This is a genomic window from Mesopusillimonas faecipullorum, from assembly GCF_020539505.1.
Taxonomy (GTDB): Bacteria; Pseudomonadota; Gammaproteobacteria; order Burkholderiales; family Burkholderiaceae_B; genus Mesopusillimonas; species Mesopusillimonas faecipullorum.
The window spans coordinates 477,028-497,422 of record NZ_JACDXW010000001.1; the positions used below are offsets into that span (position 1 = coordinate 477,028).

Annotated in this window: 17 protein-coding genes; 6 read left to right on the forward strand and 11 right to left on the reverse strand. The window is 60.1% G+C overall.

Annotation, left to right across the window (positions count from 1 at the left end):
- The first annotated feature begins 41 nt into the window (after window positions 1-41).
- From H0484_RS02250 to H0484_RS02260, 3 genes are read left to right on the forward strand one after another with little or no spacing between them, the layout of a single operon-like run.
- A complete protein-coding gene (locus H0484_RS02250; RefSeq protein ID WP_226952805.1) occupies window positions 42-2,396 on the forward strand; it encodes a DNA translocase FtsK in 2,355 nt (784 codons plus the stop codon).
- Window positions 2,386-2,997: an outer membrane lipoprotein chaperone LolA gene (gene lolA, locus H0484_RS02255; protein WP_226952806.1), complete on the forward strand. Its 612-nt coding sequence runs from the start codon at window positions 2,386-2,388 to the stop codon at window positions 2,995-2,997. The genes H0484_RS02250 and lolA overlap by 11 nt, the downstream gene beginning before the upstream one ends.
- Window positions 2,998-3,001: 4 nt before the next feature.
- Entirely contained in the window at window positions 3,002-4,306 is a 1,305-nt protein-coding gene (locus H0484_RS02260; protein WP_226952807.1) for a replication-associated recombination protein A, read from the forward strand.
- Window positions 4,307-4,339: 33 nt separating this feature from the next.
- Here H0484_RS02260 and H0484_RS02265 read toward each other — a convergent pair whose 3' ends face one another.
- The 4 genes from H0484_RS02265 to mnmD form a co-directional block, all read right to left on the reverse strand.
- The gene (locus H0484_RS02265) at window positions 4,340-4,759 is read right to left on the reverse strand and encodes a DUF2798 domain-containing protein (RefSeq protein ID WP_226952808.1); all 420 of its coding nucleotides are present in this window, start codon (window positions 4,757-4,759) and stop codon (window positions 4,340-4,342) included.
- Window positions 4,760-4,838: 79 nt separating this feature from the next.
- Window positions 4,839-5,303 carry a MarR family winged helix-turn-helix transcriptional regulator gene (locus tag H0484_RS02270; RefSeq protein WP_226952809.1) on the reverse strand — a complete coding sequence of 155 codons (465 nt, stop codon included), beginning with the start codon at window positions 5,301-5,303 and terminating at the stop codon, window positions 4,839-4,841.
- Between the two features lie 61 nt (window positions 5,304-5,364).
- Window positions 5,365-7,572 carry a glycoside hydrolase family 31 protein gene (locus H0484_RS02275; protein WP_226952810.1) on the reverse strand — a complete coding sequence of 736 codons (2,208 nt, stop codon included), beginning with the start codon at window positions 7,570-7,572 and terminating at the stop codon, window positions 5,365-5,367.
- 99 nt (window positions 7,573-7,671) lie between these two features.
- Window positions 7,672-9,516, reverse strand: coding sequence for a tRNA (5-methylaminomethyl-2-thiouridine)(34)-methyltransferase MnmD (gene mnmD / locus H0484_RS02280; RefSeq protein WP_226952811.1), 1,845 nt, complete (start codon window positions 9,514-9,516; stop codon window positions 7,672-7,674).
- 98 nt (window positions 9,517-9,614) lie between these two features.
- Here mnmD and H0484_RS02285 point away from each other — a divergent pair, with 98 nt between their 5' ends.
- The 3 genes from H0484_RS02285 to mgtE all read left to right on the forward strand — a co-directional run bounded on the left by H0484_RS02285 (window position 9,615) and on the right by mgtE (window position 13,414).
- Window positions 9,615-10,463 carry an inositol monophosphatase family protein gene (locus H0484_RS02285; protein ID WP_226952812.1) on the forward strand — a complete coding sequence of 283 codons (849 nt, stop codon included), beginning with the start codon at window positions 9,615-9,617 and terminating at the stop codon, window positions 10,461-10,463.
- Between the two features lie 76 nt (window positions 10,464-10,539).
- Window positions 10,540-11,751, forward strand: a complete 1,212-nt coding sequence (locus H0484_RS02290; protein ID WP_226952813.1) for a M20 aminoacylase family protein — start codon at window positions 10,540-10,542, stop codon at window positions 11,749-11,751.
- Between the two features lie 184 nt (window positions 11,752-11,935).
- Window positions 11,936-13,414, forward strand: coding sequence for a magnesium transporter (gene mgtE, locus H0484_RS02295; protein ID WP_226952814.1), 1,479 nt, complete (start codon window positions 11,936-11,938; stop codon window positions 13,412-13,414).
- A 66-nt stretch (window positions 13,415-13,480) separates the two neighbouring features.
- Here mgtE and H0484_RS02300 read toward each other — a convergent pair whose 3' ends face one another.
- From H0484_RS02300 to H0484_RS02330, 7 genes are read right to left on the reverse strand one after another with little or no spacing between them, the layout of a single operon-like run.
- Window positions 13,481-14,518: a LysR family transcriptional regulator gene (locus tag H0484_RS02300; RefSeq protein ID WP_226952815.1), complete on the reverse strand. Its 1,038-nt coding sequence runs from the start codon at window positions 14,516-14,518 to the stop codon at window positions 13,481-13,483.
- On the reverse strand, window positions 14,515-15,327 hold the full coding sequence (locus tag H0484_RS02305) for a class II aldolase/adducin family protein (protein ID WP_226952816.1): 813 nt from the start codon (window positions 15,325-15,327) through the stop codon (window positions 14,515-14,517). Before H0484_RS02305 ends, H0484_RS02300 begins: the two co-directional genes overlap by 4 nt.
- A gap of 27 nt (window positions 15,328-15,354) precedes the next feature.
- Complete coding sequence (locus H0484_RS02310; protein ID WP_226952817.1) at window positions 15,355-16,224, reverse strand: polysaccharide deacetylase family protein; 870 nt, start codon at window positions 16,222-16,224, stop codon at window positions 15,355-15,357.
- Between the two features lie 26 nt (window positions 16,225-16,250).
- Window positions 16,251-16,919, reverse strand: coding sequence for an isochorismatase family protein (locus H0484_RS02315; protein WP_226952818.1), 669 nt, complete (start codon window positions 16,917-16,919; stop codon window positions 16,251-16,253).
- A complete protein-coding gene (locus H0484_RS02320) occupies window positions 16,916-17,926 on the reverse strand; it encodes an ABC transporter permease (RefSeq protein ID WP_226952819.1) in 1,011 nt (336 codons plus the stop codon). The genes H0484_RS02315 and H0484_RS02320 overlap by 4 nt, the downstream gene beginning before the upstream one ends.
- Window positions 17,923-18,885, reverse strand: a complete 963-nt coding sequence (locus tag H0484_RS02325; protein WP_226952820.1) for an ABC transporter permease — start codon at window positions 18,883-18,885, stop codon at window positions 17,923-17,925. The genes H0484_RS02320 and H0484_RS02325 overlap by 4 nt, the downstream gene beginning before the upstream one ends.
- Window positions 18,882-20,387, reverse strand: a complete 1,506-nt coding sequence (locus tag H0484_RS02330; RefSeq protein ID WP_226952821.1) for a sugar ABC transporter ATP-binding protein — start codon at window positions 20,385-20,387, stop codon at window positions 18,882-18,884. Before H0484_RS02330 ends, H0484_RS02325 begins: the two co-directional genes overlap by 4 nt.
- Between the last annotated feature and the right edge of the window lie 8 nt (window positions 20,388-20,395).

The following is a 20,395-nucleotide window of genomic DNA, read 5'->3' on the forward strand; positions in this document are numbered from 1 at the left end:
GTAAAATCCTGTAAATAGGGCCAGCCAATTATAATGACTCCATGGCTAGACTACCTGCTGCTTCCTCCCGCTCATCGCGCAATGTGCGCAATGGCCCGTCTCCCCTGCAAACCAGGCTTTCCGGCCTCGTAAAAGAGGCGCGCTGGATTCTATTTGCTGCCTTGGCCCTGTGGCTGGCTTTGGTGCTGGCCACCTGGTCACCCGACGACCCAGGCTGGCTTCATGCCTCACAGCAGGCTTCCATCCAAAATGGCGGCGGCACCATCGGTGCTCATGTCGCCGACTTGCTGCTCTTGCTTTTTGGCTATACATCGTGGCTTTGGGTGGTATTGCTGGTGCAGCGCGTCAGCGTAGGTTTTGTCCGCCTTACACAGGTATTACGGCCTTCTCAAAACACAGAAGTACTGCCGCGCGTGCGATGGGAAACCGCCGTCGGTTTTACCATTTTATTTTTGGGCGCCCTAGGCTTGGCCGCCATGCAGACAGGCAGCCTTACCCATCCACTGCCCGGCGGCCCCGGCGGCGAACTAGGCAAATTGCTGGCAAGCTTGCTGCAAACCGCTATCGGAGCGGCAGGCAGCACCTTATTGCTATTGGCTTTCGTAGCGGTTGGCGCCAGCCTTTTCTTTGGCTTTTCCTGGTTAAACGCTGCCGAGCGCTTGGGCCGCGCAGTCGAAGTCACTGTGCGTCGCCTGCTGCAATTCAAGGCTGCGCGTGAAGACCGCCGCGTCGGTCAGGTTAAAAAAGCCCAGCGCGAAGAGATCGTAGTCGCCAAGCAAGAGCAACTGGTTCACGATAGGCCCGTGCGCATAGAGCCCGCAGTCATTAGCGTTCCCAAGTCCGCGCGCGTCGAAAAGGAAAAACAGCAAACGCTGTTTACCCCGCCGGTCATGCCTATAGGCTCAGGCGAACTGCCACCGCTGGGCTTACTAGACCCAGTCACTGAACAGGTCGAAACCGTTTCTCCCGAGACCATAGAATTCACCTCGCGCCTCATCGAAAAAAAGCTCTCTGATTTCGGCGTCAAGGTAACAGTCGTCGCAGCCCAGGCCGGCCCTGTCATTACGCGCTACGAGATCGAACCCGCCACCGGTGTCAAAGGCAGCCAGATCGTCAACCTGGCCAAAGACCTGGCTCGGGCGCTTAGCTTGGTCAGCATACGCGTAGTCGAAACCATCCCTGGCAAAAACCTGATGGGGCTGGAACTGCCCAACCCCAAGCGCCAAATGGTGAAGCTCTCCGAGATCATCGGCTCGCAAACCTATCACGCAGCGGCCTCCTCGCTCACCATGGCTTTGGGCAAAGACATCGCCGGGCACCCGGTCGTGGCCGATCTGGCCAAGATGCCCCACTTGCTGGTCGCGGGCACTACGGGTTCAGGCAAGTCGGTGGGGATCAACGCCATGATCCTTTCTTTGTTATACAAAGCCGACCCCGCCCAAACCCGCCTGATATTGATCGACCCCAAGATGCTGGAAATGAGCATCTACGAAGGCATCCCCCACTTGCTCGCCCCGGTGGTTACCGATATGCGGCAAGCCTCCAACGCGCTTAACTGGTGCGTGGGCGAGATGGAAAAACGCTATCGTTTGATGAGCAAAATGGGCGTGCGCAATTTGGCCGGCTACAACAGCAAGATACGCGACGCACAAAAGCGCGAAGAGCCTATTCCCAACCCATTCTCGCTGACGCCCGACGCACCCGAGCCCTTAGATGTCCTGCCCACCATCGTCGTCATCATTGATGAGCTCGCCGACCTGATGATGGTCGTGGGTAAAAAGATAGAAGAGCTGATTGCACGCTTGGCGCAAAAAGCGCGGGCAGCCGGCATACACCTTATTCTGGCGACTCAGCGCCCCAGCGTGGACGTCATCACCGGCCTCATCAAGGCCAATATTCCTACACGTATTGCCTTTCAGGTGTCGTCCAAGATAGATTCACGCACCATTCTTGACCAAATGGGTGCTGAAAGCCTGCTTGGCCAAGGCGATATGCTTTACATGCCGCCCGGCTCCGGCTTGCCCACCCGCGTCCACGGTGCCTTCGTACACGATGACGAAGTGCACAGGGTAGCCGAGTACCTTAAAGCCCAAGGCGAACCTAACTACGTTGACGGCCTGCTTGAAGGCGCCCTGGAAGGCGAAACCGGGGACGGCGTGGGTAGCGTCACAGGCTTCACCGATAACGAGTCCGACCCGCTCTACGACCAGGCCGTGCAAGTGGTGCTTAAAAACCGCCGTGCCTCTATTTCGTCTGTGCAACGCCATTTGCGCATAGGCTATAACCGTGCCGCCAGGCTGCTGGAACAAATGGAACAGGCCGGCATGGTGTCGGCTATGCAGCCCAATGGCAACCGTGAAATTCTTGTTCCCGCCGGAGACGCCCATGCGGATTAAGCCAACGCTCTACCTGGCAAGCTTGCTGTGGCTGGCGCCTATCGCCGCTTATGCTCAAGACGCAGCGGCGCAATTGCGGCACTTCATCGAGAACGTCAGCGCCGCCTCCGGAGAGTTCCACCAGAAGTCCGCTGATCGCGCGCCCCAAGAAGGTCGCTTCGCCTTCCAGCGCCCCGGCAAGTTTCGCTGGGAAACCACACACCCGCACGAACAGCTCATTGTTTCGGATGGCACCACCGTCAGGCAATACGACCCCGATCTCGCACAGGTAACTGAGCGCCCGGCCAACACCTCGCTAGGCTCCTCACCCGCTGCCATTCTGTTTGGTTCAGGGCGCCTAGAAGACGCTTTTACCCTGGCCGCCTTGCCCGACGACGATGGTCTTCAGTGGTTACGCGCCACACCGCGTCAAGCCGATGCCGGCTTTCAGTATCTTGATATTGGTCTGCGTAAGCAGCAGCCCGTCCGTCTGTTGTTGCGCGATGCCTTCGACAAAACCACTTACATCGAATTGGGCGGCATGACGCTGAACCCTAGCCTGGACGACTCGCAGTTCACCCTGCAAGTGCCAGCAGACGCGGACATCGTGCAACTGCGGTAGGAACATGCCAGATCTCTTTGCCCAAGAACCCCTTGCCCCTTTGGCGGAAGCGCTACGCCCAAAAACCCTGGACGAAGTCATAGGTCAATCGCATTTGCTTGGCGAGGGTAAGCCCCTTAGGCTGGCTTTTCAGTCAGGCAAACCGCATTCCATGATTTTCTGGGGCCCCCCGGGCGTAGGCAAAACCACTTTGGCCCGCCTCACTGCCACGGCCTTCAAGTGCGAGTTCATTGCCCTCTCCGCGGTGTTTTCAGGGGTAAAAGACATTCGCGCCGCCATGGAGCAAGCGCAGCAGAACTTGGCCATGGGTAAACATACCTTGTTGTTTGTGGACGAAATCCACCGCTTCAACAAGTCTCAGCAAGACGCGCTGTTACCCTACGCGGAAAGCGGCCTGGTGACCTTCATAGGTGCCACCACCGAAAACCCCTCATTCGAGGTGAACTCAGCGCTGCTGTCGCGCGCGCAGGTGTATGTTCTGCAGTCGCTCACCGACCAAGAGCTGAAGCTGCTGCTGGCGCGCGCCCAAGAGATAGCGCTGGGCCACCTTCAATTTGATGAACTGGCAATCGATACCCTTATCGGCTACGCGGATGGCGACGCCAGAAGGTTCTTGAACCTACTGGAACAAACCAGCACGGCAGCCAAGGCTTCAGACATCACCGCCATCACAGCCGAATTCTTGCAAAACGCCCTGACGCTGAACAGCCGGCGCTTTGACAAGGGCGGGGATAACTTCTATGACCAGATTTCCGCCCTGCATAAATCGGTGCGGGGTTCACACCCTGACGCTGCGCTGTACTGGCTGACACGCATGCTGGACGGCGGCGCCGACCCGCGCTATTTGGCACGACGCATTGTGCGCATGGCTTGGGAGGACATAGGTTTAGCCGACCCCAGGGCCATGCAGATCGCTAACGACGCCGCTCTCACGTATGAACGCTTGGGTAGCCCCGAGGGCGAATTAGCTTTAGGGCAGGCAGTGATCTATTTATCTGTCGCAGCCAAGAGCAACGCGGGTTACAACGCCTATAACCAAGCACGTTCTTTCATCAAAAAGGACAAGAGTCGTGAGGTGCCTGTGCATTTGCGCAATGCACCCACCAAACTCATGAAAGAACTCGGCTATGGGCATGAATACCGCTATGCCCACGATGAACCCAATGCCTATGCCGCGGGCGAAACCTACCTTCCCGACGACATGGCCGAGCCCGGCTGGTATCAACCGGTGCCGCGCGGCCTGGAAATCAAGATAGGCGAGAAACTGGCCCTGCTGAGAAAGTGGGATGATGAGGCCCGCGAACCATAGCCGCCAGACCACGGATTGACTCTTAAGCCCGCATCAGCGCGCCGCCATCGCCAGCTTTTGCATACGTGGCTGAACAATGAAAGTCATGGTGAAGCCTATCAACAGGCCCACCGGTAGCGCCTTCAAGAACACACCGCCCCACATGGCAACCCAACCGACCGCCATACCTTGTTGTGCCAAGGTCACTACCAGTGCAATCAAGCCTTCCATCATGATGGCCACGCAAACGGCTACCGTGCAGCGAAGTAATAGCACAGAGCGGTCGCCCAATACTTTACGTGCCCCTTTGGCAACAAAAGGGATCAGCCTTAAGGCGACGGGAATAATCAGGAAGGCAACCACAAAACCCTTGGCCCAGTTTTGAGCGAATGGGCCGGAAAAGCCATAGTTGATGAGGGTCATGACCAAACTGAGCAGCAAGGCGATGCAAGTTTGGATCAACAACCTAAGCATCAGCAGTTTTCTTCGGGCTTTATTTTCCATATGGCTTCTCGACGGCAAAGCGCCATCTTAGCCAAATTAGTTGATAAAGTCAACTATAAAGCTCGGTAGCATCGGGGCCGGTTTCGGGTCTGTCCGACTGCAAAGCCGCCGCCATCCGCTGAAGGCTAAGCCGCAAAGCTTGCTTTTCATCGTCATTGAAATCACTTAGGGTTTCAGCAGCCAGTTGCTCTCTCAGGCCTTTAAGATGCTCATGCGTCTTGTGCCCAGACGGGGTGAGCATCAAGCATTTGGCACGCTTATCGATGGGGCTGGGGGTGCGCGTCACGACGCCCAGCGCTTCGAGCTCGTTAACGGCGCGAGTCACTTGCGCTTTGTCGCGCTCGATAAAAACGCTGAGTTCAAGGGGAGAAACGCCTTCGTTACGGCCTATAAGATTGAGCAGGCGGGCCTGAAACCCGGTCAACCCTGCATCGCTGGCCGCTACGTGTTCGCGCATACGCGCATGAAAGCGCGTGGCCACCGTACGCATCAAGTCTATGAGTTCGTTATCCATGCCATGCAAAATAGCACAAAGCGGCGTGCGGCCCAGCACGCCGGGCCGCCCCTAGGCAGGTTCAGCGTATACGGGAAATGCGAACCTCGGCCCCACGCCGTTTCACCTCAAGGCCTTCGGAAGGCAGTATCTTCAAGCCTTCCAGACCTTTGATGTAACTGGAGCCCTGCATCTGCATGACGCGGATTTTATTGCGCATGACTACGGGGCTATGTTCGGGCATTCCGAACATCCAGACCTCTTCGAGCAAACGAGCCGAGTTGAATTCGCCCGTGTGCTGAGTAGCCGGCCCAAGGCACAGCATATGGCCTTCACGCCCGAATACGGGGATGGTTTCCAGCCCCACTTGCATGGTCAAGATCGTGCCGCCTTCGTAACGACGGCCCGTGGAAAGATCCCACCAGGCGTCACCCTTGGGCAGATATATGCGCTGCTCATTACCTGCCTGCAATACCGGGGCCACAAGCAAGGCAGGCCCAAACAGATACTGCGTGTCCCACGCCTGGGCCATGGGGTCGTCAGGAAAGCACATGGCCATGGAACGCTGCACGGGCAAGCCGGTGCGCACGGCGTCTTCGATAATGCCCAGCACATAAGGCACCAAGCGATAACGCCACTCTAGCCAATGGCGCACCAAAGCCTGGGTTTGCGTATCGAACGCTTGCGGCAGCAAGGCCGGTATGGCCTGGAAGCTGAAGTTGCCGGAAAATACGCAGGCCGCCAGCCACCGTAAATACAGCTCGGCGCTCATGCCCTCGGTGGGCGCATCAGCGCTGCCCAGAGTGTGCATCTGCACAGGTACCCCTGCATGGCCAAGCGCCAGAGCGGTACGCAAAGAGTATTCAAAGCCGGCCCAGTCGTTTTGCACGTCTGGCCCCAACTGCCACGCAAAGCGTTGCACCGCTGGGAACAAATCGGTACTGAGCATGACGCCTTCTTGAGGCGTCTTGTGCCCGGCCACCGCGTCAAACAAAGCTTGGCGAGCCAGCGCAGGATAGACCGCGCGCAACACCGCGCCACTTTCGCCGCCGCGGGCCGTCACATCATCGGGAATCGCGAAGGTGGCGTCGCAGACCGGCGCTCCCAAGCCATCCTCGATCAACTGGTACTGACGTTCGCTCCAGAGTCTATAAGCGTCTTTGTGGGTAAGGTCGAGCAAGGCATACGGTTGACCACCTGAACGCTCGTCGCCTTCCAGCACGAGAACGTCGCCGTCATCACGACACAACAGCCAACCGCGGTCTTCCCATTCTTCGAACAGGCTGGTTCCTGTTCGTACCACGGGTGCGCTGGGCGCAGCGACCTGAACCTGCAAGGCAGCGAAGCGATCCAGCATGGCTCGTGCATCGGGTATGCGCTGGGCATCCCACTCGAACGCGGGCTTGTCATCTTGAAAGCCGTAGCACGCAGGCGCAGCCAAGCGTACGGCATCGAAAGCATATTCGTTTTTACGCAAGCCGCTGACGACTTCGTGCAGCTGATCCAGGCTTTGACCGTGGGCTTGATCTACCCACACGCCCATGGGCCATAAAGTGGGCTGACCAGCACGCCCCGTCAGGGCAGTGTACTGGTTCAGAATTTCGACAGGTTCGCCGGCAAAGATATAGACATCCAGGACGGCGCCGTCTATGTACTGGGTATAAGTGGTGTCGTCATCGTGAGCCAGGTCATGGCTGACGTCGGACAATGTATTGACATACAAACCCCATCCGCGCACGCTCCAGATTAAAGGCAGGGCACGGCCATCGTCGCTGCTTAAGTACTCGCCACGTCGATCAAGGTCGCCACCGGTTTCACCCAAGCCGTACAAGCCGTCTTCATCGTCTAGCAACCAGTTGACTTGCCAGCCGGGGTTATTTTCTTGGGTGGTACAAGCCAACACTGCCTGATCAGCCGACTGCAGCAACACTTGCTCGCCCCGGGTCAAACGCAGAGAAAAGGGTTGACTACGCACCTCTAGGCGGACATCGCCCTGCTCTAGGCTCCAACCCTCATCACCAGGCAAAGCTTCCGTCTGGAATTCACCCACGGCCTCGTGGCGAGCCAGCAGAAGGTCTGCACGCGCAGCGGCCCGCCCTGAAGGGGGTTCTCCAGAGAGCGCCTGGTTAGGCCCGCAACGCAAGCGGAACACACCGGGCGCAGACGCCTCTATTCGGATCCCCAGATCATCCGTCTGGGCGACGGCCAGTCGCACATGGGCAGGCCGATTCTCGACTAAACGGAGGACGTCAAGTTGCAACACGTGGGCAAGATCAGACTTGGGCGGCACAGCGCAATCCTTGGCAAAAGCTAAACAGCATACAAAAGACGCTATTTTGACGGATTTACGCGACAAAATAAAATCGCGCAACGGTAAATCATAAGCCACTCAGCGAGGGCGGACTGCCGCAAGCAAATCGCGCTCAAGCAATTGTGGCTCGCCAAGCATGGCGGCGGCGATGACATCGCCTGCCAATGCGGCCCAGGTAAAACCCCTGGAACCAAAGGCACATGCCGCCCACAGCCCTTTTGCGGCGGGTATTTCACCTATGACCGGCAGGCGCCCGGCCACAACTGCCCGCAGCCCGGCCCACCCTGCAAGAGGCTGCCAATAAGGCTGATTGGTATTTACATCAAGAAACAAATTAAGCTTGGATTGTATTTCTGCGTGGCCTTCAGCGCAAACCCCAACCCTTGCGGGATCAGGCCAATACGTGCTGCCAGCCGTCAGCCAACCTTGCACGGGCGGCAACCAGTAGCCCTCTGAAGCCGTGATGGCCTGGGCTACCGGTAAACCTTGGGCTTGCGCGTAATAACTTACCTGCCCGCCCACTGAGCGACCTTGCATTAACTTGGGGTAGGCTTGCGCCCACTCACCCAACAAATTGCGGGCATGCCCCGCATTGGCCAGCACAAGTTGGTCAAAGACAGCATCTTCTTCCAGGCCCTTCGCATACCACTGCCCCTCTTGCGACGAGATCTCCTGAATGGTGCTGGGTACGCAACGGATGCGCGGGTGGCTCAGCAACGCCTGCAACAAGGGCTCAGGCCTGACGAGCTGGCCACTGCCAAACCAAAGCCCCGCGTGCCGCGGTAATTGCCCCAATCGGTCGGCTATCTGCTCCGGAGACTGCCAAGACGCCCACTCCTCAGGCAAAGCTTGGCGCTGCAGGGCCTGCTGCAAGCGCTGGGCTTGAATCGGGTCTTGAGGCATCACGAATGAGCCGCAGCGCCATGGTCGAGCGTCTTCGTCCAATACTTGCCATCTGTGCAGCGCGCGCAGCACCCCTGCTCTGACCAAACGCGCACGCGTGTCGTCGTCTTGAGACAGCAAAGGCGTAACGGCAACTGCCTTATGCCCCTGATGGGCCGCGCCTAGCCCCCGCTCGAGCACAGGATCGGCCACGGTGACGTCTACCCCCCGATTGGCCAAGCTGCGCGCAACACCCGCACCTGCTGGGCCCGCTCCAATCACCAGCACCTTGCGCGCCGGCGCCATAGGCCCCTGACGGCCCAAGTTTGGGCGTAGCGTCGCCACAGTCATTTCCCGCTTGCCGCACAAACTCGGCGCTTGTGACACGAGAAAGCCCGCATTGCGCAAGTCGCGCCGCACCGGGCCAGCTGTACACCACGTTGCCGCCGTCGCCCCCGGTCTGGACATACGCACCATTTGGCCGAATACGGTGGGGCTCCACATTTGAGGATTCAAACGTGGCGAGAAGCCATCGAGGAAGAAGGCATCCACCCTAGCCTGTGCCTGGGTAGCCATGCGTTCGATACGGCCAAAATACAGGGTGAGCGTCACCGCCCCCGCATCGAATTCCAGTCTGTGGACGCCGGGCAAGAGCAGCGGCCATGCCTGGCTGAGCTGGTGCGCCAGTGGCTGTATGGCCTCGGGCAACTGGGCATTGGCTGCCGCCAGATCAGCTTGCGCAAACGGGTGCGCCTCGAAGGCCAGCACATGCAATCGTGCACTACGCTGGGGATCATCACGCCAAGCCTGCCACAAGGTCAAAAAATTTCGGCCTAAACCAAACCCTGTTTCGCATATGGTGAAAGCCTGCTGCCCTTGCCACCTTTGGGGCAAGCCGTTACCTTGCAGAAACACGTGGCGAGCTTGCGCTATCGCCCCCTGGCGAGCATGGTAAACATCGTGATACTGTTCACTGTAGGGCGTGCCGGTAGCGTCATACACTAGGCGAGCAGGTACCAAGGGCTCGTATAGACTACTCATTTCGGGCTTTCACCTGCCAGCTACGATCGCCCGACATGCCAACACGCATGGCTTGCGCCATCCACGCCAACCTCTGCCGCCCATAGTCTGCCTTCGTCATGCTCCCTTCACCACTACATCTAAGCGAATACCTGAATTGTGCCATTTCGGCCGCCCGCGCGGGCGCGGCCATCCTTCAAACCTATGCCCACCAACAACGCGACGCCCTCGTCATAGACGAAAAAGCCCTGAACGATCTGGTCTCGCAAGCCGACCGCGAGGCCGAGCAAAGCATCGTCGAAGTGTTGCAAGCCGGCACCCCGCAATTCGACATCATTGCCGAAGAAAGCGGCAAGCACCCCGTAGGCGGGCAGGCCACTTGGTATATAGACCCGCTCGACGGCACCACCAATTTTCTGCATGGCATTCCGCACTACGCCGTGTCGATAGGCTTGATCGCCCAGCCTGGCTCACAACTGGCGGGCCAGCCCCCTTTCGCACAAGAGACGCCCGTACTGGCGATTGTCTACGACCCCTGCCGTGAAGAGCTTTTCACCGCTATGTACGGCGTAGGTGCATGGCTCAACGAGCATCGCATTCATTGCTCTGCCACGCCATCGCTCTCTAAAGCGGTACTGGCTACCGGTTTTCCCTTTCGCGATTTCTCATTCGCCGACCAATATCAACCCATGCTCAACGCCGCCATGCGGCGCACGCGCGGCATTCGGCGCATGGGCGCCGCTGCCCTCGACCTTGCATGGGTAGCTTGCGGTCGATTCGACGGCTACTGGGAAATGGGCTTGGCCCCCTGGGACGTTGCCGCAGGCACACTGCTGGTTCAAGAAGCCGGCGGTGTCGCAGCCGATATGCGTCAACAGCACTCCTGGCCCATTAAAGGCGAGCTCTACGCTGGCAACCCTCAAGTCGCTGACGAACTGCTGGCTCTCATCACCCCGCATCTGCGTTGACGGGCGCCTATGCCGCACAGCCAGCTGATTTGATGATACGCTTGTACTGGATGACCCCGCCGCAAACGAGATAAGCATGCAACTGATTGAGCCCCTTCTGGAATGGACCGAAGACATCGCTGCCATACGCCGCGACCTACATGCCCACCCCGAGCTGGCTTACGAAGAAAACCGTAGCGCCGAGGTTGTCGCCCAGGCTTTGCAAAGTTGGGGCGTGGAAGTGCATCGCGGCCTGGGGAAAACCGGGGTAGTCGGCATTATCCATGGGCGCAGCCGCAACGGTAAAGCCGTCGGCCTGCGCGCCGACATGGACGCCCTGCCCATGCAAGAGGCCAATACTTTTGCTCATGCCAGCAAGCACGAAGGCATTATGCATGCCTGTGGGCACGATGGCCACACAGCCATGCTGCTATTGGCCGCGCGCCACTTGGCTGCGCATCGCGATTTCGACGGCACCGTCTACGCCATCTTCCAGCCCGCCGAAGAGGGCTTCAAGGGCGCCCAGCAGATGATAGACGACGGCCTGTTCCGGCTGTTTCCCATGGATACGGTTTACGGCATGCATAACTGGCCGGGCTTGCCTGTGGGCACTTTTGCCGTCCATGACGGCGCCGTCATGGCCTCCAGCAACACCTTCGAGATCATCGTTCGCGGCAAAGGCGCACATGCCGCCATGCCTCATCTGGGCGTAGACCCTATTATGGCGGGCGTGCAACTTGCACAATCACTGCAAACCATAGTTGCTCGCCAAATCGACCCCGTCCAGGCCGTAGTGCTTAGTATCACGCAGTTCCATGCCGGCTCTGCCGACAACGTCATCCCCGACGAGGCCCGCTTGCGCGGCACCGTACGCACGCTGTCCGACGCCAACATAGACTTCGTTGAAAGCCGCATGCAAGCGCTGTGCGAACAAATCGCTCAGGGCATGCAGTGCACCGTGCAGTTCAGCTTTACCCGCAGCTACCCACCCACAGTCAACGACCCCGCCGAAGCAGCTTTCAGCGCCGAGGTTCTGCGCGATCTCGTCGGTGACGAGCAAGTGCTGCGAACTCTGCCGCCCTCCATGGGCGCCGAGGACTTCGCCTTCATGCTGCGCGAGAAACCAGGCAGCTATATCTGGATAGGTAACGGCGACGGCGACCATCGCCTGCCCGGACACGGTATGGGGCCATGCATGCTGCATAACAGTAGCTACGATTTCAACGACGACTTGCTTCCCATGGGGGCCAGCTATTGGGTCACGCTGGCCACGCGCAAGCTGGCTCAGCTGGCTGCGCAACCCGGATAATTCCCTCGGCGCTACGCCCACCTGACCACGCTGCAGCATTTTTTCAAGTTTTTACTGCTGCTACGCTCACACTGACGGCCAGCCAGAGCCAATGTCACGCTAAAATGCTGGGGCCGTTTTTGGCCCTTCTCGGCGGCTCTACGCTGCTTGTCCTTCCCTGCCCTACACGAACCAAGGCCTGCGTATGTCGGATACTCCAGTCCAGCCGGAAGCCCAAGTCATCACCATTCCGCGCCGGCTCGATCCGGAGGACGCTCAACTCGCCCTGCAAAAGCTGCAGTCCATCCTGAAACGCCAAGAAGTCGTCGAAGCGCTGGCCCATCGTCAATACGAAGAAGACGCCAAATCCACACTGCTGGAAGACATCCTGCAGCGGCAGCACGCCACTGAGATTCAGTCGCTGATCAACGACCTGCATCCTGCCGATATTGCCTTCATTCTAGAGTCGCTCCCCGAGCGCGAACGCAAACTGGTATGGCAGTTGGTCGATGCACGTTTCGATGCAGACGTGTTGCTGGAAGTCGAAGACTGGGCTCGAGAGTCGCTGATACGTTCCATGGACCACCAAGACCTGGTGGCCGCCACCGGCACCATGGACACCGACGAGTTGGCCTTTCTGGTGCCCGATCTTCCTCCCGCTGTCGTAGCCGAGGTACAAAAGGGGCTCACAGAAGCCGAACGCGCACAGCTTATCGAAGCCATGGGCTATCCCGAAGACACGGTGGGCGCCATCATGGACTTCGAGATGGTAAGGGTGCGCGAGGACGTCACGCTAGAGGTGGTGTTGCGTTACCTGCGCCGCTTGCAAGAACTGCCCGATCATACCGACCAGATTTTCGTGGTGGATCGCGAGGACCGCCTGCGCGGCATCCTGGCCTTGGCTACGCTGCTGGTCAGTGACCCTGAAAAACAGGTCTCGGAGGTAATGACCACCGACTATCTGTCATTGAATCCTCTTGACTCCGACGCGGACGCGGCGGGTGCTTTCGAACGATACGACCTGGTGTCCGCCCCCGTCACAGACGACAAAAACCGACTCATAGGCCGCGTCACTATCGCCGAGGTGGTAGACGTCATTCAAGAGGACTCGCAAGAGCAAGCCTTATCGCGAGCTGGTTTGCAGGAAGAGGACATCTTTGCTCCCACGCTCAGTGCCCTACGCAACCGCGCGCCCTGGTTGCTGGTCAATCTGTGCACCGCTTCCATCGCGGCTTTCGTTGCGTCGCGCTTCGAAGGCACAGTCAGTCACATCGTCGTACTGGCTTTTCTGATGTCCATCGTCGCGGGCATAGGGGGGAATTCAGGCAACCAAACCATGACCCTGGTGATACGGGCCCTGGCGGTCGGTCGCGTGAACAGCAGCAATCTCTGGCAGTTGGTCAAGCGTGAACTCTTCATCACCTTGTTGGTAGGCCTGTTTGGTAGTCTGGTCGCAGCGGCCTATGCTCGTTTTATCTCCGATTCTTGGTCTATTGCTTTTGTCATGATGGCCGCCATGATCGGCAATATGCTCATAGGCGCCGCCGTAGGCGTCTTGATCCCGCTCATCCGCGACCGCGTTGGCAAAGACCCTGCAATGGGCTCTTCGGTGTTGCTGACCTTTTTTACGGACTCGCTGGGGTTCTTTATTTTCTTGGGGCTGGCTACGCTTTTTCTGTTGTAACACTTAGCTTTGCTCAATGCGCGACAAGGACTCTTGGCTAGGGGAGGTGGTATATAGGCGCGCACCTTAGTCCTTATTCCCCTTTTTAAGAAGGGCTGCTAGACCACCCTGTTTAGCAACAATCAGGTCAACCAGTGCCATCAAATAATCCGCCACTAAGGCTTCAACCTCAGACGGAAGCTCCGCACCTTTGACAGGGCGAACGATACTCATGGTCTGCATCAGGACGGGCTCGACGATGCGCTTAACTGCCAATGTCCCGTTGGCAACCTCGCGTTCCACCGCCCCATAAGGCATGATGGATGCCGCCATGCCTTTCAGGATGATTTCCCGTATGCCCGAGATGGAACGCATTTCGTAGGCAATGTCGACGACCAGCCCGCGCTCGTTGGCCGCCTGCTCCAGCGTCAGCCTGCCGACGTCGCGCTTGCTGCCGAACGCCATCGTGCACGCCACGGCCTGCTCCAGCGTAACAACCTCGCCAGGCGGCGCCTGGTCGGCATGAGTGACCAGCAGCAACTCTTCGCTCATGACGGGAATAGCGCGCACGTTTGAGCTTTCCGCCACGCTATAGGCAAAGGCGACATCCAGTTCACGGCTCTCCACCGCGTCGACCAGAGCGAAGCTGGGATCCTCGCGCAGTGAAAACGAGAAGCCCGGCAACTGCTGCGAGGCCGAAACAATGGCCTCAGTGCCGACCAGCAGCACCAAGCTGGGCGGTAGCCCCAGCGACAGATAGCGCGTCGCCGCCTGCCCCAGACTGGACACATCCAGATAGGTTTGCTCCAGCAGACCCAGTATGGCGCTGATGCGCCCGTACAGCAACTCACCCGCTGGCGTCGGCCCAACACCGCGCGGATGGCGCTGCAGCAGAGCAACGTGGAAGGCGGCCTCGAGTTGCCGCATGTTCAGGCTGAGAGCGGGTTGGGCTATGTGGAGTTGCTCAGCCGCCCGCGTGATACTGCCCGTTTCTATGATCTTGGAAAAATAGCGCAACTGGCGCAAGGTTATCGCCGCCGTTCTCATTCTTACCTCGGGAGACACGATACGCCCGTGACAGATGCGGCGTTCCGGTTCTCCTTCCCGCACTACGGCTGATGTCATTGCTCAGTCAGTAGCGCTTGCTGCAACAGGGACAGATGCACAGACTGCGCCGTTCGTTTCCACAGGTTCCATGCCCTGTCCGACTGCCCTTCGGTCGACAGGGCGGCGGCACGCGTCTCGGCCTCAGATAGGAAAATGATTTCTCCCAGTTGGCTAGCCTGCGCCTGCGTACGGGCATTGATTTCAGTATATACGGCCCGAAACACTGCGTGCCTAAGGGAATCCCCCACTGCCGTGGAACCATGTCCGCGCATCAGCACAACCGCATTGGTCCCCAGCGTCCCGGCCAGTGCGGCTCCAAGCGCCTGATCGGTAATCAGCAAATCCGTGCCGTCGCCCGCCACATCCCGTATGTCGAATATCGGCGGCTGCACGCCGACGAAGGCCGCCATATGGCAGACTGCCCGGAAAGGCGACTGCTTGATGACGCCGAACGGCACCACAGAGGGAGAATGACTATGAACCACGGCCATCACCTCGGGGCGTGCCTTGTATATCTCGCCGTGGATGAAGCGTTCGAGATAGACTGAGCGTCCGTCGGCATTCATGGGCCGGCAGTCCAGGTCGAAGGCGATGATGTCCTGTTCGGTCACCAGACCCGGCGCCATATTGCGCGCCATGAGGAAACAATCCCCGCGTGTCGCGTGGCGCACGCTGACGTGGCCGAAGGCGTCCACCACTCCCTGGGCATACAGGATATGGTTGGCCGTCACCAGTTCGGTAACCTGCTCCGCAATCAAAAGGTCCGCGCCTACCGCGCCGCTATCGGCAACGATCTGCGCAATGTCCCCATGGCTCTTATCACACATGACTGCTCCTCTGTTGCACTTGAATTCTCAAACGCGCTGGGCCTGGTACCAGTCCAGTATTTCCGAACCGGTGGCGAACCAGACATCGCCCTTGTCCCTGATGTACTGCAACGCTCGGTCGAAGGGTTTGCTGCGATGAGGATGACCGATCAGGAAAGGATGAATGGAGATCGCCATAACGCGCGCGCCGTGCTGTGCGTCCTCGTGCAGCACATCAAAGGTGTCGCAGATCATCTTGGCGAACTGTTCGCCGCTTTGCTTCAGGTCGAGGAAGGCGGGGATGTCGTTGATCTCTATCGCGTACGGCAGGGAAGTCAAGGTACCTTGCTTTACCTTCATCGGATAGGGCTGTTCATCGTTGACCCAGTTCGCCGTATACTCGATACCCGCCTCGGCCAGCAGATCCGGCGTATTGACCGTTTCGCTCAGCGCCGGGCTCAGCCACCCGCGCGGTCGTGTGCCGCTGGCCTGATGGATGGTGTCGATGACGTGCCGGATCAGCTCACGCTCCTCTTCCTCCTCCATGCGTGTGACCATCTGGGAGTTGTTGCGGCCATGCGCCATCCACTCCCAGCCGGACTCATTGCCAGCCTGTATCAGCTGCGGATAAAAGCCGCAGACATCCGAATTCAGCGCGGCTGTGCCGCGTATGCCATGCTTGTTCATGACATCCAGCATGCGCCAGAAGCCCACGCGCGGGCCATAGTCGCGCCATGAGTAATTCAGCACGTCCGGCACCAGCCCCGTCGTCACTGCCGTAATGGAAGTGGAGGGCCGGTCGAACAGAAAATGCTCGACGTTGGGTATGACCCATACCGCCACGCGGGCGCCGTCCGGCAAAGTCAGTCTGGGGCGTCCGACAATCGGCGAGTAATCGAATCGATTGGGTTCTTGCATGAGGTCTCCTCCTGATTGATATTGGTTCAATGCTGCGGGCGGGTCTGGCCACCTTGCAGGCCGTCCAGGTACTCCAGCACTTCCTGCGTACCGACGACGTCGCAATACTTGGCTTGCAGATCGAACAGGCTTTGTTCATGGGCGGCCTTGGAGCGGTCATTGACAGCATCGCGCACCACGATGGGACGAAAGCCGTTCTGCACGGCGTCCACCGCCGTGCCCCGCACGCAGCCACTGGTCGTGCAGCCGGTGATCAGCACCGTATCGCAGCCGTGTGCCACCAGCCGGGACAAAAGATCCGTGCCGAAGAAACACGAGGCGTACTTCTTCACGATCAGAGCGTCGCCGGCCTCATGATGAAGGCGCAGATCCAGCTCCACCGCCGGCGTGCCGCTGCGCAGCGTAGCCGCCCCCTTCTGCTTGAGCACCCAGACACCGCCATCCTTCAACCCGGCATCGTCATACGCTGTCGTCGTGAAGAACAGTGGCACGCCGTTGCGGCGGCAGGCGTCTATCAACTGATTGGTCGCCGCCACCTCTGCATCCAGATTGGATCCCAGAGGCATATCGGGATCCGTGAACGCCCGGATGATGTCCACGATCACCAGGGCTGGCCGTTGGCCGAAACCCATGATTTGACCAAACCCCCGTTGGCGGAAAAATTCTTCATCCGTCACTACCTGATCGCTTTTCACAAGCTATCTCCCGAGTTCAAAGCGGACCGCCAAGGCATGGCTTGCCGCAACTGATACATGCGCATACGCAGATGCGCGCCATCTATGATCGCCACGATCAACAGGACGAGTCCCGTCACCACGTCGTGGACGAAAGGTGCTGCCCCCAGGGCGGTCAGCCCCGTTCTCAGCACGCACAGAACCAGCACTCCCGCGGCTATCCCCAGGGGGCGGCCAACGCCGCCGGACAGGGATACGCCGCCAAGTATCGCCGCCACGATCGCAGCGACCAGTATGTCCGCCGAGCCGCCGGAAGGCGTCGCCGACGACAGGCCATAACTGAGCAAGGCCCCCGTCAGTGCCGCCAGCAGCCCCGACGCGGCGAACACCCCCGTCATCAGACGAGCCGGATTGACGCCGGCCACCAGAGCCGCCTTGCGGTTGCCGCCGGCCGCGACCAGATCGCGGCCGGAGCGCGTGACGGCCATCCAGCAGGCAGCCAGGACGAACAGCACCAGAACCGTCAACGAGCGCAGCGAGAACACCCCCAGCAAGGGCGCGTTCATGGCCATGGCGACGTCCATGTGCTCGAACGGAATCGTCTTGTTGCCCGTCAGCACATAAGCCAGCCCCATCCAGGTCAGCAGGCCGCCGAGGCTGACCGCGACGGAGCTCAGCCCCAGGCGGTTGATCAACTGGGCCTGCAGCACCCCGCCCAGCGCGCCGACCAACATGGCCGCAGCCACACCCAGCCATACCGACTCGCCGCTGCACAACACGGCAACGCAGCCACCCAGACCTACCATGCCCGCAACCGACAGATCGAACTCCCGCATGATCATCGTCAGTCCCAGGCCCAGCGCCACCAGCCCTACCGTCGCAAAGTGCTGGAGAACGCTGTACAGCGTGCGGGCCGAAAAGAAGCCTTCGATGCCGACGAGCAGCGCAAACGCCAGGACGACGGCGACCAGCAGGCAGTAAGGCCGCGTGGCCCGATTGTGCAGCCGAGAGAACCATGGATGCTTCATTTCGCCCCCTTGTACTGAATGACGATGGCCAGCAGTACGATGATGCCAATCAGCAGATATTGGTATTGGGTATCCAGACCATGCAGCAGCAACAGGCTCTGGAGCACGGCGATGACCAGACCGCCGATCAAGGTGCGCAGCACCGAGCCGCTGCCGCCGCCGATCGCGGTGCCGCCCACCAGCACCGCCGAGATCGCGCTGTAGTCTAGGCCTATGCCGTACTCCATCGTGCCCGAACCGAAGCGTGCGGCCACCAGCACCCCCGCCACGCCGGCGCACAATCCAGCGACGCCGTAGCTGGCCGCCAGGCAGCGCACGACCGGCAGCCCGGCCACCGCCGCCGCGTCGGCATTGGAGCCGATCAACACCACCTGATGGCCGAAGCGCGTACGGCGCAGTGCCCAGTGGCTGCATGCGGCAACGAGCAGCAACACGAACAGCGACACCGGCACACCGCCCACTCGCTGCCTGAAGAACACCAGCGTATCTCCCGCCGCGTAAAGACTCTGGCCCTGGCTCAGGTACTGGGCGACGCCGCCCAGCAGAGTCAAGGCAGCAATGCTGACGATCAGCGAATTGGCGCGAAACACGCCTATCAGCCAACCCTGCAAGGCCGAATAGAGCACCGCGAAGGACAAGCCCGCCGACAACGCCGCCCCCATGCCCAGCGCCGAGTAATGGGCCGTGATCATCGACGTCGCCGCGCAGGTCGCTCCCAGCGCGAACGACATGACGTTGCCCGACATCGTGATGAAGGTCATACCGACGGCCACGCAGCCGATCAGCGACAGCGTGCCCGCCAGAGCCACCAGATTCGGTACGCTGAAAAAGCCCGGCGTCGCCATCGCCGCCGCCAACAACAGCCCCCCCGCCCATGCGGGCAGGCTGTGCATCAGACGGCGTGAGCGCAGGCCGGGCCGCGCAACCTGGGCGGGCAAAACACGCGAAGACGGACTCATGCCGCTACCTCCTCGACATGAGTAATGTCTGCCAGCACCCTGGCCGCGCTGATTCCAGCGCCGTCGTACTGTCCGACCTGTCGGCCTCGGTACAAAGTCACGACGCTATCCGCCATGCCGACGACCTCTTCAATATCGGTGGACATCATGACGATGCCGTAGCCCTGCGCACATAGCTGGCGCATCAAGGCATAGATATCGGCGCGAGCGCCCACATCAACGCCGCGCGTCGGCTCGCTCATCAGCAGCACCCCCCGTCGCTGTGCCGTGATAGACCGCCCCACGGCAATCTTCTGCTGATTGCCTCCGCTCAGATCACCTGCCGTCGTGGCCAGGCGCCGCACGTCCAGAGCCACTTCCCCACAACGGCGCAGCGCTTGCTCGCGCATGGCCGCCGACGAGACGATACCGAAGCGGCTGACGGTTTCCAACTGGGTGGCCAGCAGATTGGTCTGCACCGGCAGGCTCAGGAATACGCCTTCCGCCGCGCGGTCTTCGGAGACGAACCGGATATTGGCCGCCAGTGCCCGGCTTACCGCCCCCAGGGGTACCACCTGTTCCTGCACTCTTACTTCGCCGGTAGCGTCGTACACCAGCCCCGCCAGGGCGCGCAAGGCCTCGGTGGCGCCCGAACCTATCTGTCCGGCCAGGCAGACGACCTGCCCCTGCATGACGGTAAAGGACAAGCCATGCACTGCGCCGGGCACGCGCAGATCCCGTACCTGCATAGCGGCGCGCTTTCCCTGGGCTGCGGCGGGCGGGTACATCTGCCCCAGCTCGCGCCCCAGCATCATTCGCACCAATGCGTCCCTATCGACCTCGCCGACCTCGAAAGTGCCTACTTCCCGGCCGTTGCGCAGCACCGTCACCGTATCGCAGATCTCGAAGACCTCCGCCAGCCTGTGCGTGATGAAGATGATGGCGTGGCCGGCCGCCTTCAACTGGCGCAAGGCGCCGAACACTTGCTCGATCTCGTTGTCGCTGAGCGTCGCCGTGGGTTCATCCAGGATCAGCACCCTGGCCTTGCGCGTCAGCATGCGCGCAATCTCCAGCAGTTGCCTCTGCCCTAGCGACAACGCGCCAGCCAGTACGTCCAGATCTAGATCGTTCAGGCCCACCGTATCCAGAACCTCCCGTGCCTGCCGCCTGAGCGCGGCGCGGCGATGCAGCAACGGCACCTCGCGATGCCCCAGCCAGAGGTTGTCCAGCACGGACAGCTGCGGCACGATGCTCAGCTCCTGCGAGACGAAGGCGACTCCAATCGCCTGGGCGTCCTGCGTTCCGTTCAGAACCGTGCTTTGGCCGGCGATACGGATCTCTCCCGCATCGGGCTGATACAGACCGGTAAGGATCTTGACCAGCGTGCTCTTGCCCGCGCCGTTTTCTCCGCACAAGGCGCGCACCTCGCCTGGGTTTACTGAAAAATCCAGCGCATCCAGCACACGGATGGGGCCAAAGGACTTCGCCAGCCCCTTGGCCTCGATGATTGCCGTCTTCATCATGCCCGTAC

Excerpts from the sequence above, each read along its gene's own strand:
- H0484_RS02310 (WP_226952817.1), bottom strand. The coding sequence starts at position 16,224 with ATGCAAGAACCCAATCGATTCGATTACTCGCCGATTGTCGGACGCCCC.
- H0484_RS02330 (WP_226952821.1), bottom strand. The coding sequence starts at position 20,387 with ATGATGAAGACGGCAATCATCGAGGCCAAGGGGCTGGCGAAGTCCTTT.
- mnmD (WP_226952811.1), bottom strand. The coding sequence starts at position 9,516 with ATGAGTAGTCTATACGAGCCCTTGGTACCTGCTCGCCTAGTGTATGAC.
- mgtE (WP_226952814.1), top strand. The coding sequence starts at position 11,936 with ATGTCGGATACTCCAGTCCAGCCGGAAGCCCAAGTCATCACCATTCCG.
- H0484_RS02325 (WP_226952820.1), bottom strand. The coding sequence starts at position 18,885 with ATGAGTCCGTCTTCGCGTGTTTTGCCCGCCCAGGTTGCGCGGCCCGGC.
- H0484_RS02320 (WP_226952819.1), bottom strand. The coding sequence starts at position 17,926 with ATGAAGCATCCATGGTTCTCTCGGCTGCACAATCGGGCCACGCGGCCT.
- H0484_RS02300 (WP_226952815.1), bottom strand. The coding sequence starts at position 14,518 with ATGACATCAGCCGTAGTGCGGGAAGGAGAACCGGAACGCCGCATCTGT.
- H0484_RS02260 (WP_226952807.1), top strand. The coding sequence starts at position 3,002 with ATGCCAGATCTCTTTGCCCAAGAACCCCTTGCCCCTTTGGCGGAAGCG.
- H0484_RS02250 (WP_226952805.1), top strand. The coding sequence starts at position 42 with ATGGCTAGACTACCTGCTGCTTCCTCCCGCTCATCGCGCAATGTGCGC.
- H0484_RS02305 (WP_226952816.1), bottom strand. The coding sequence starts at position 15,327 with ATGTGTGATAAGAGCCATGGGGACATTGCGCAGATCGTTGCCGATAGC.
- H0484_RS02270 (WP_226952809.1), bottom strand. The coding sequence starts at position 5,303 with ATGGATAACGAACTCATAGACTTGATGCGTACGGTGGCCACGCGCTTT.
- H0484_RS02285 (WP_226952812.1), top strand. The coding sequence starts at position 9,615 with ATGCTCCCTTCACCACTACATCTAAGCGAATACCTGAATTGTGCCATT.
- H0484_RS02290 (WP_226952813.1), top strand. The coding sequence starts at position 10,540 with ATGCAACTGATTGAGCCCCTTCTGGAATGGACCGAAGACATCGCTGCC.
- H0484_RS02265 (WP_226952808.1), bottom strand. The coding sequence starts at position 4,759 with ATGCTTAGGTTGTTGATCCAAACTTGCATCGCCTTGCTGCTCAGTTTG.
- lolA (WP_226952806.1), top strand. The coding sequence starts at position 2,386 with ATGCGGATTAAGCCAACGCTCTACCTGGCAAGCTTGCTGTGGCTGGCG.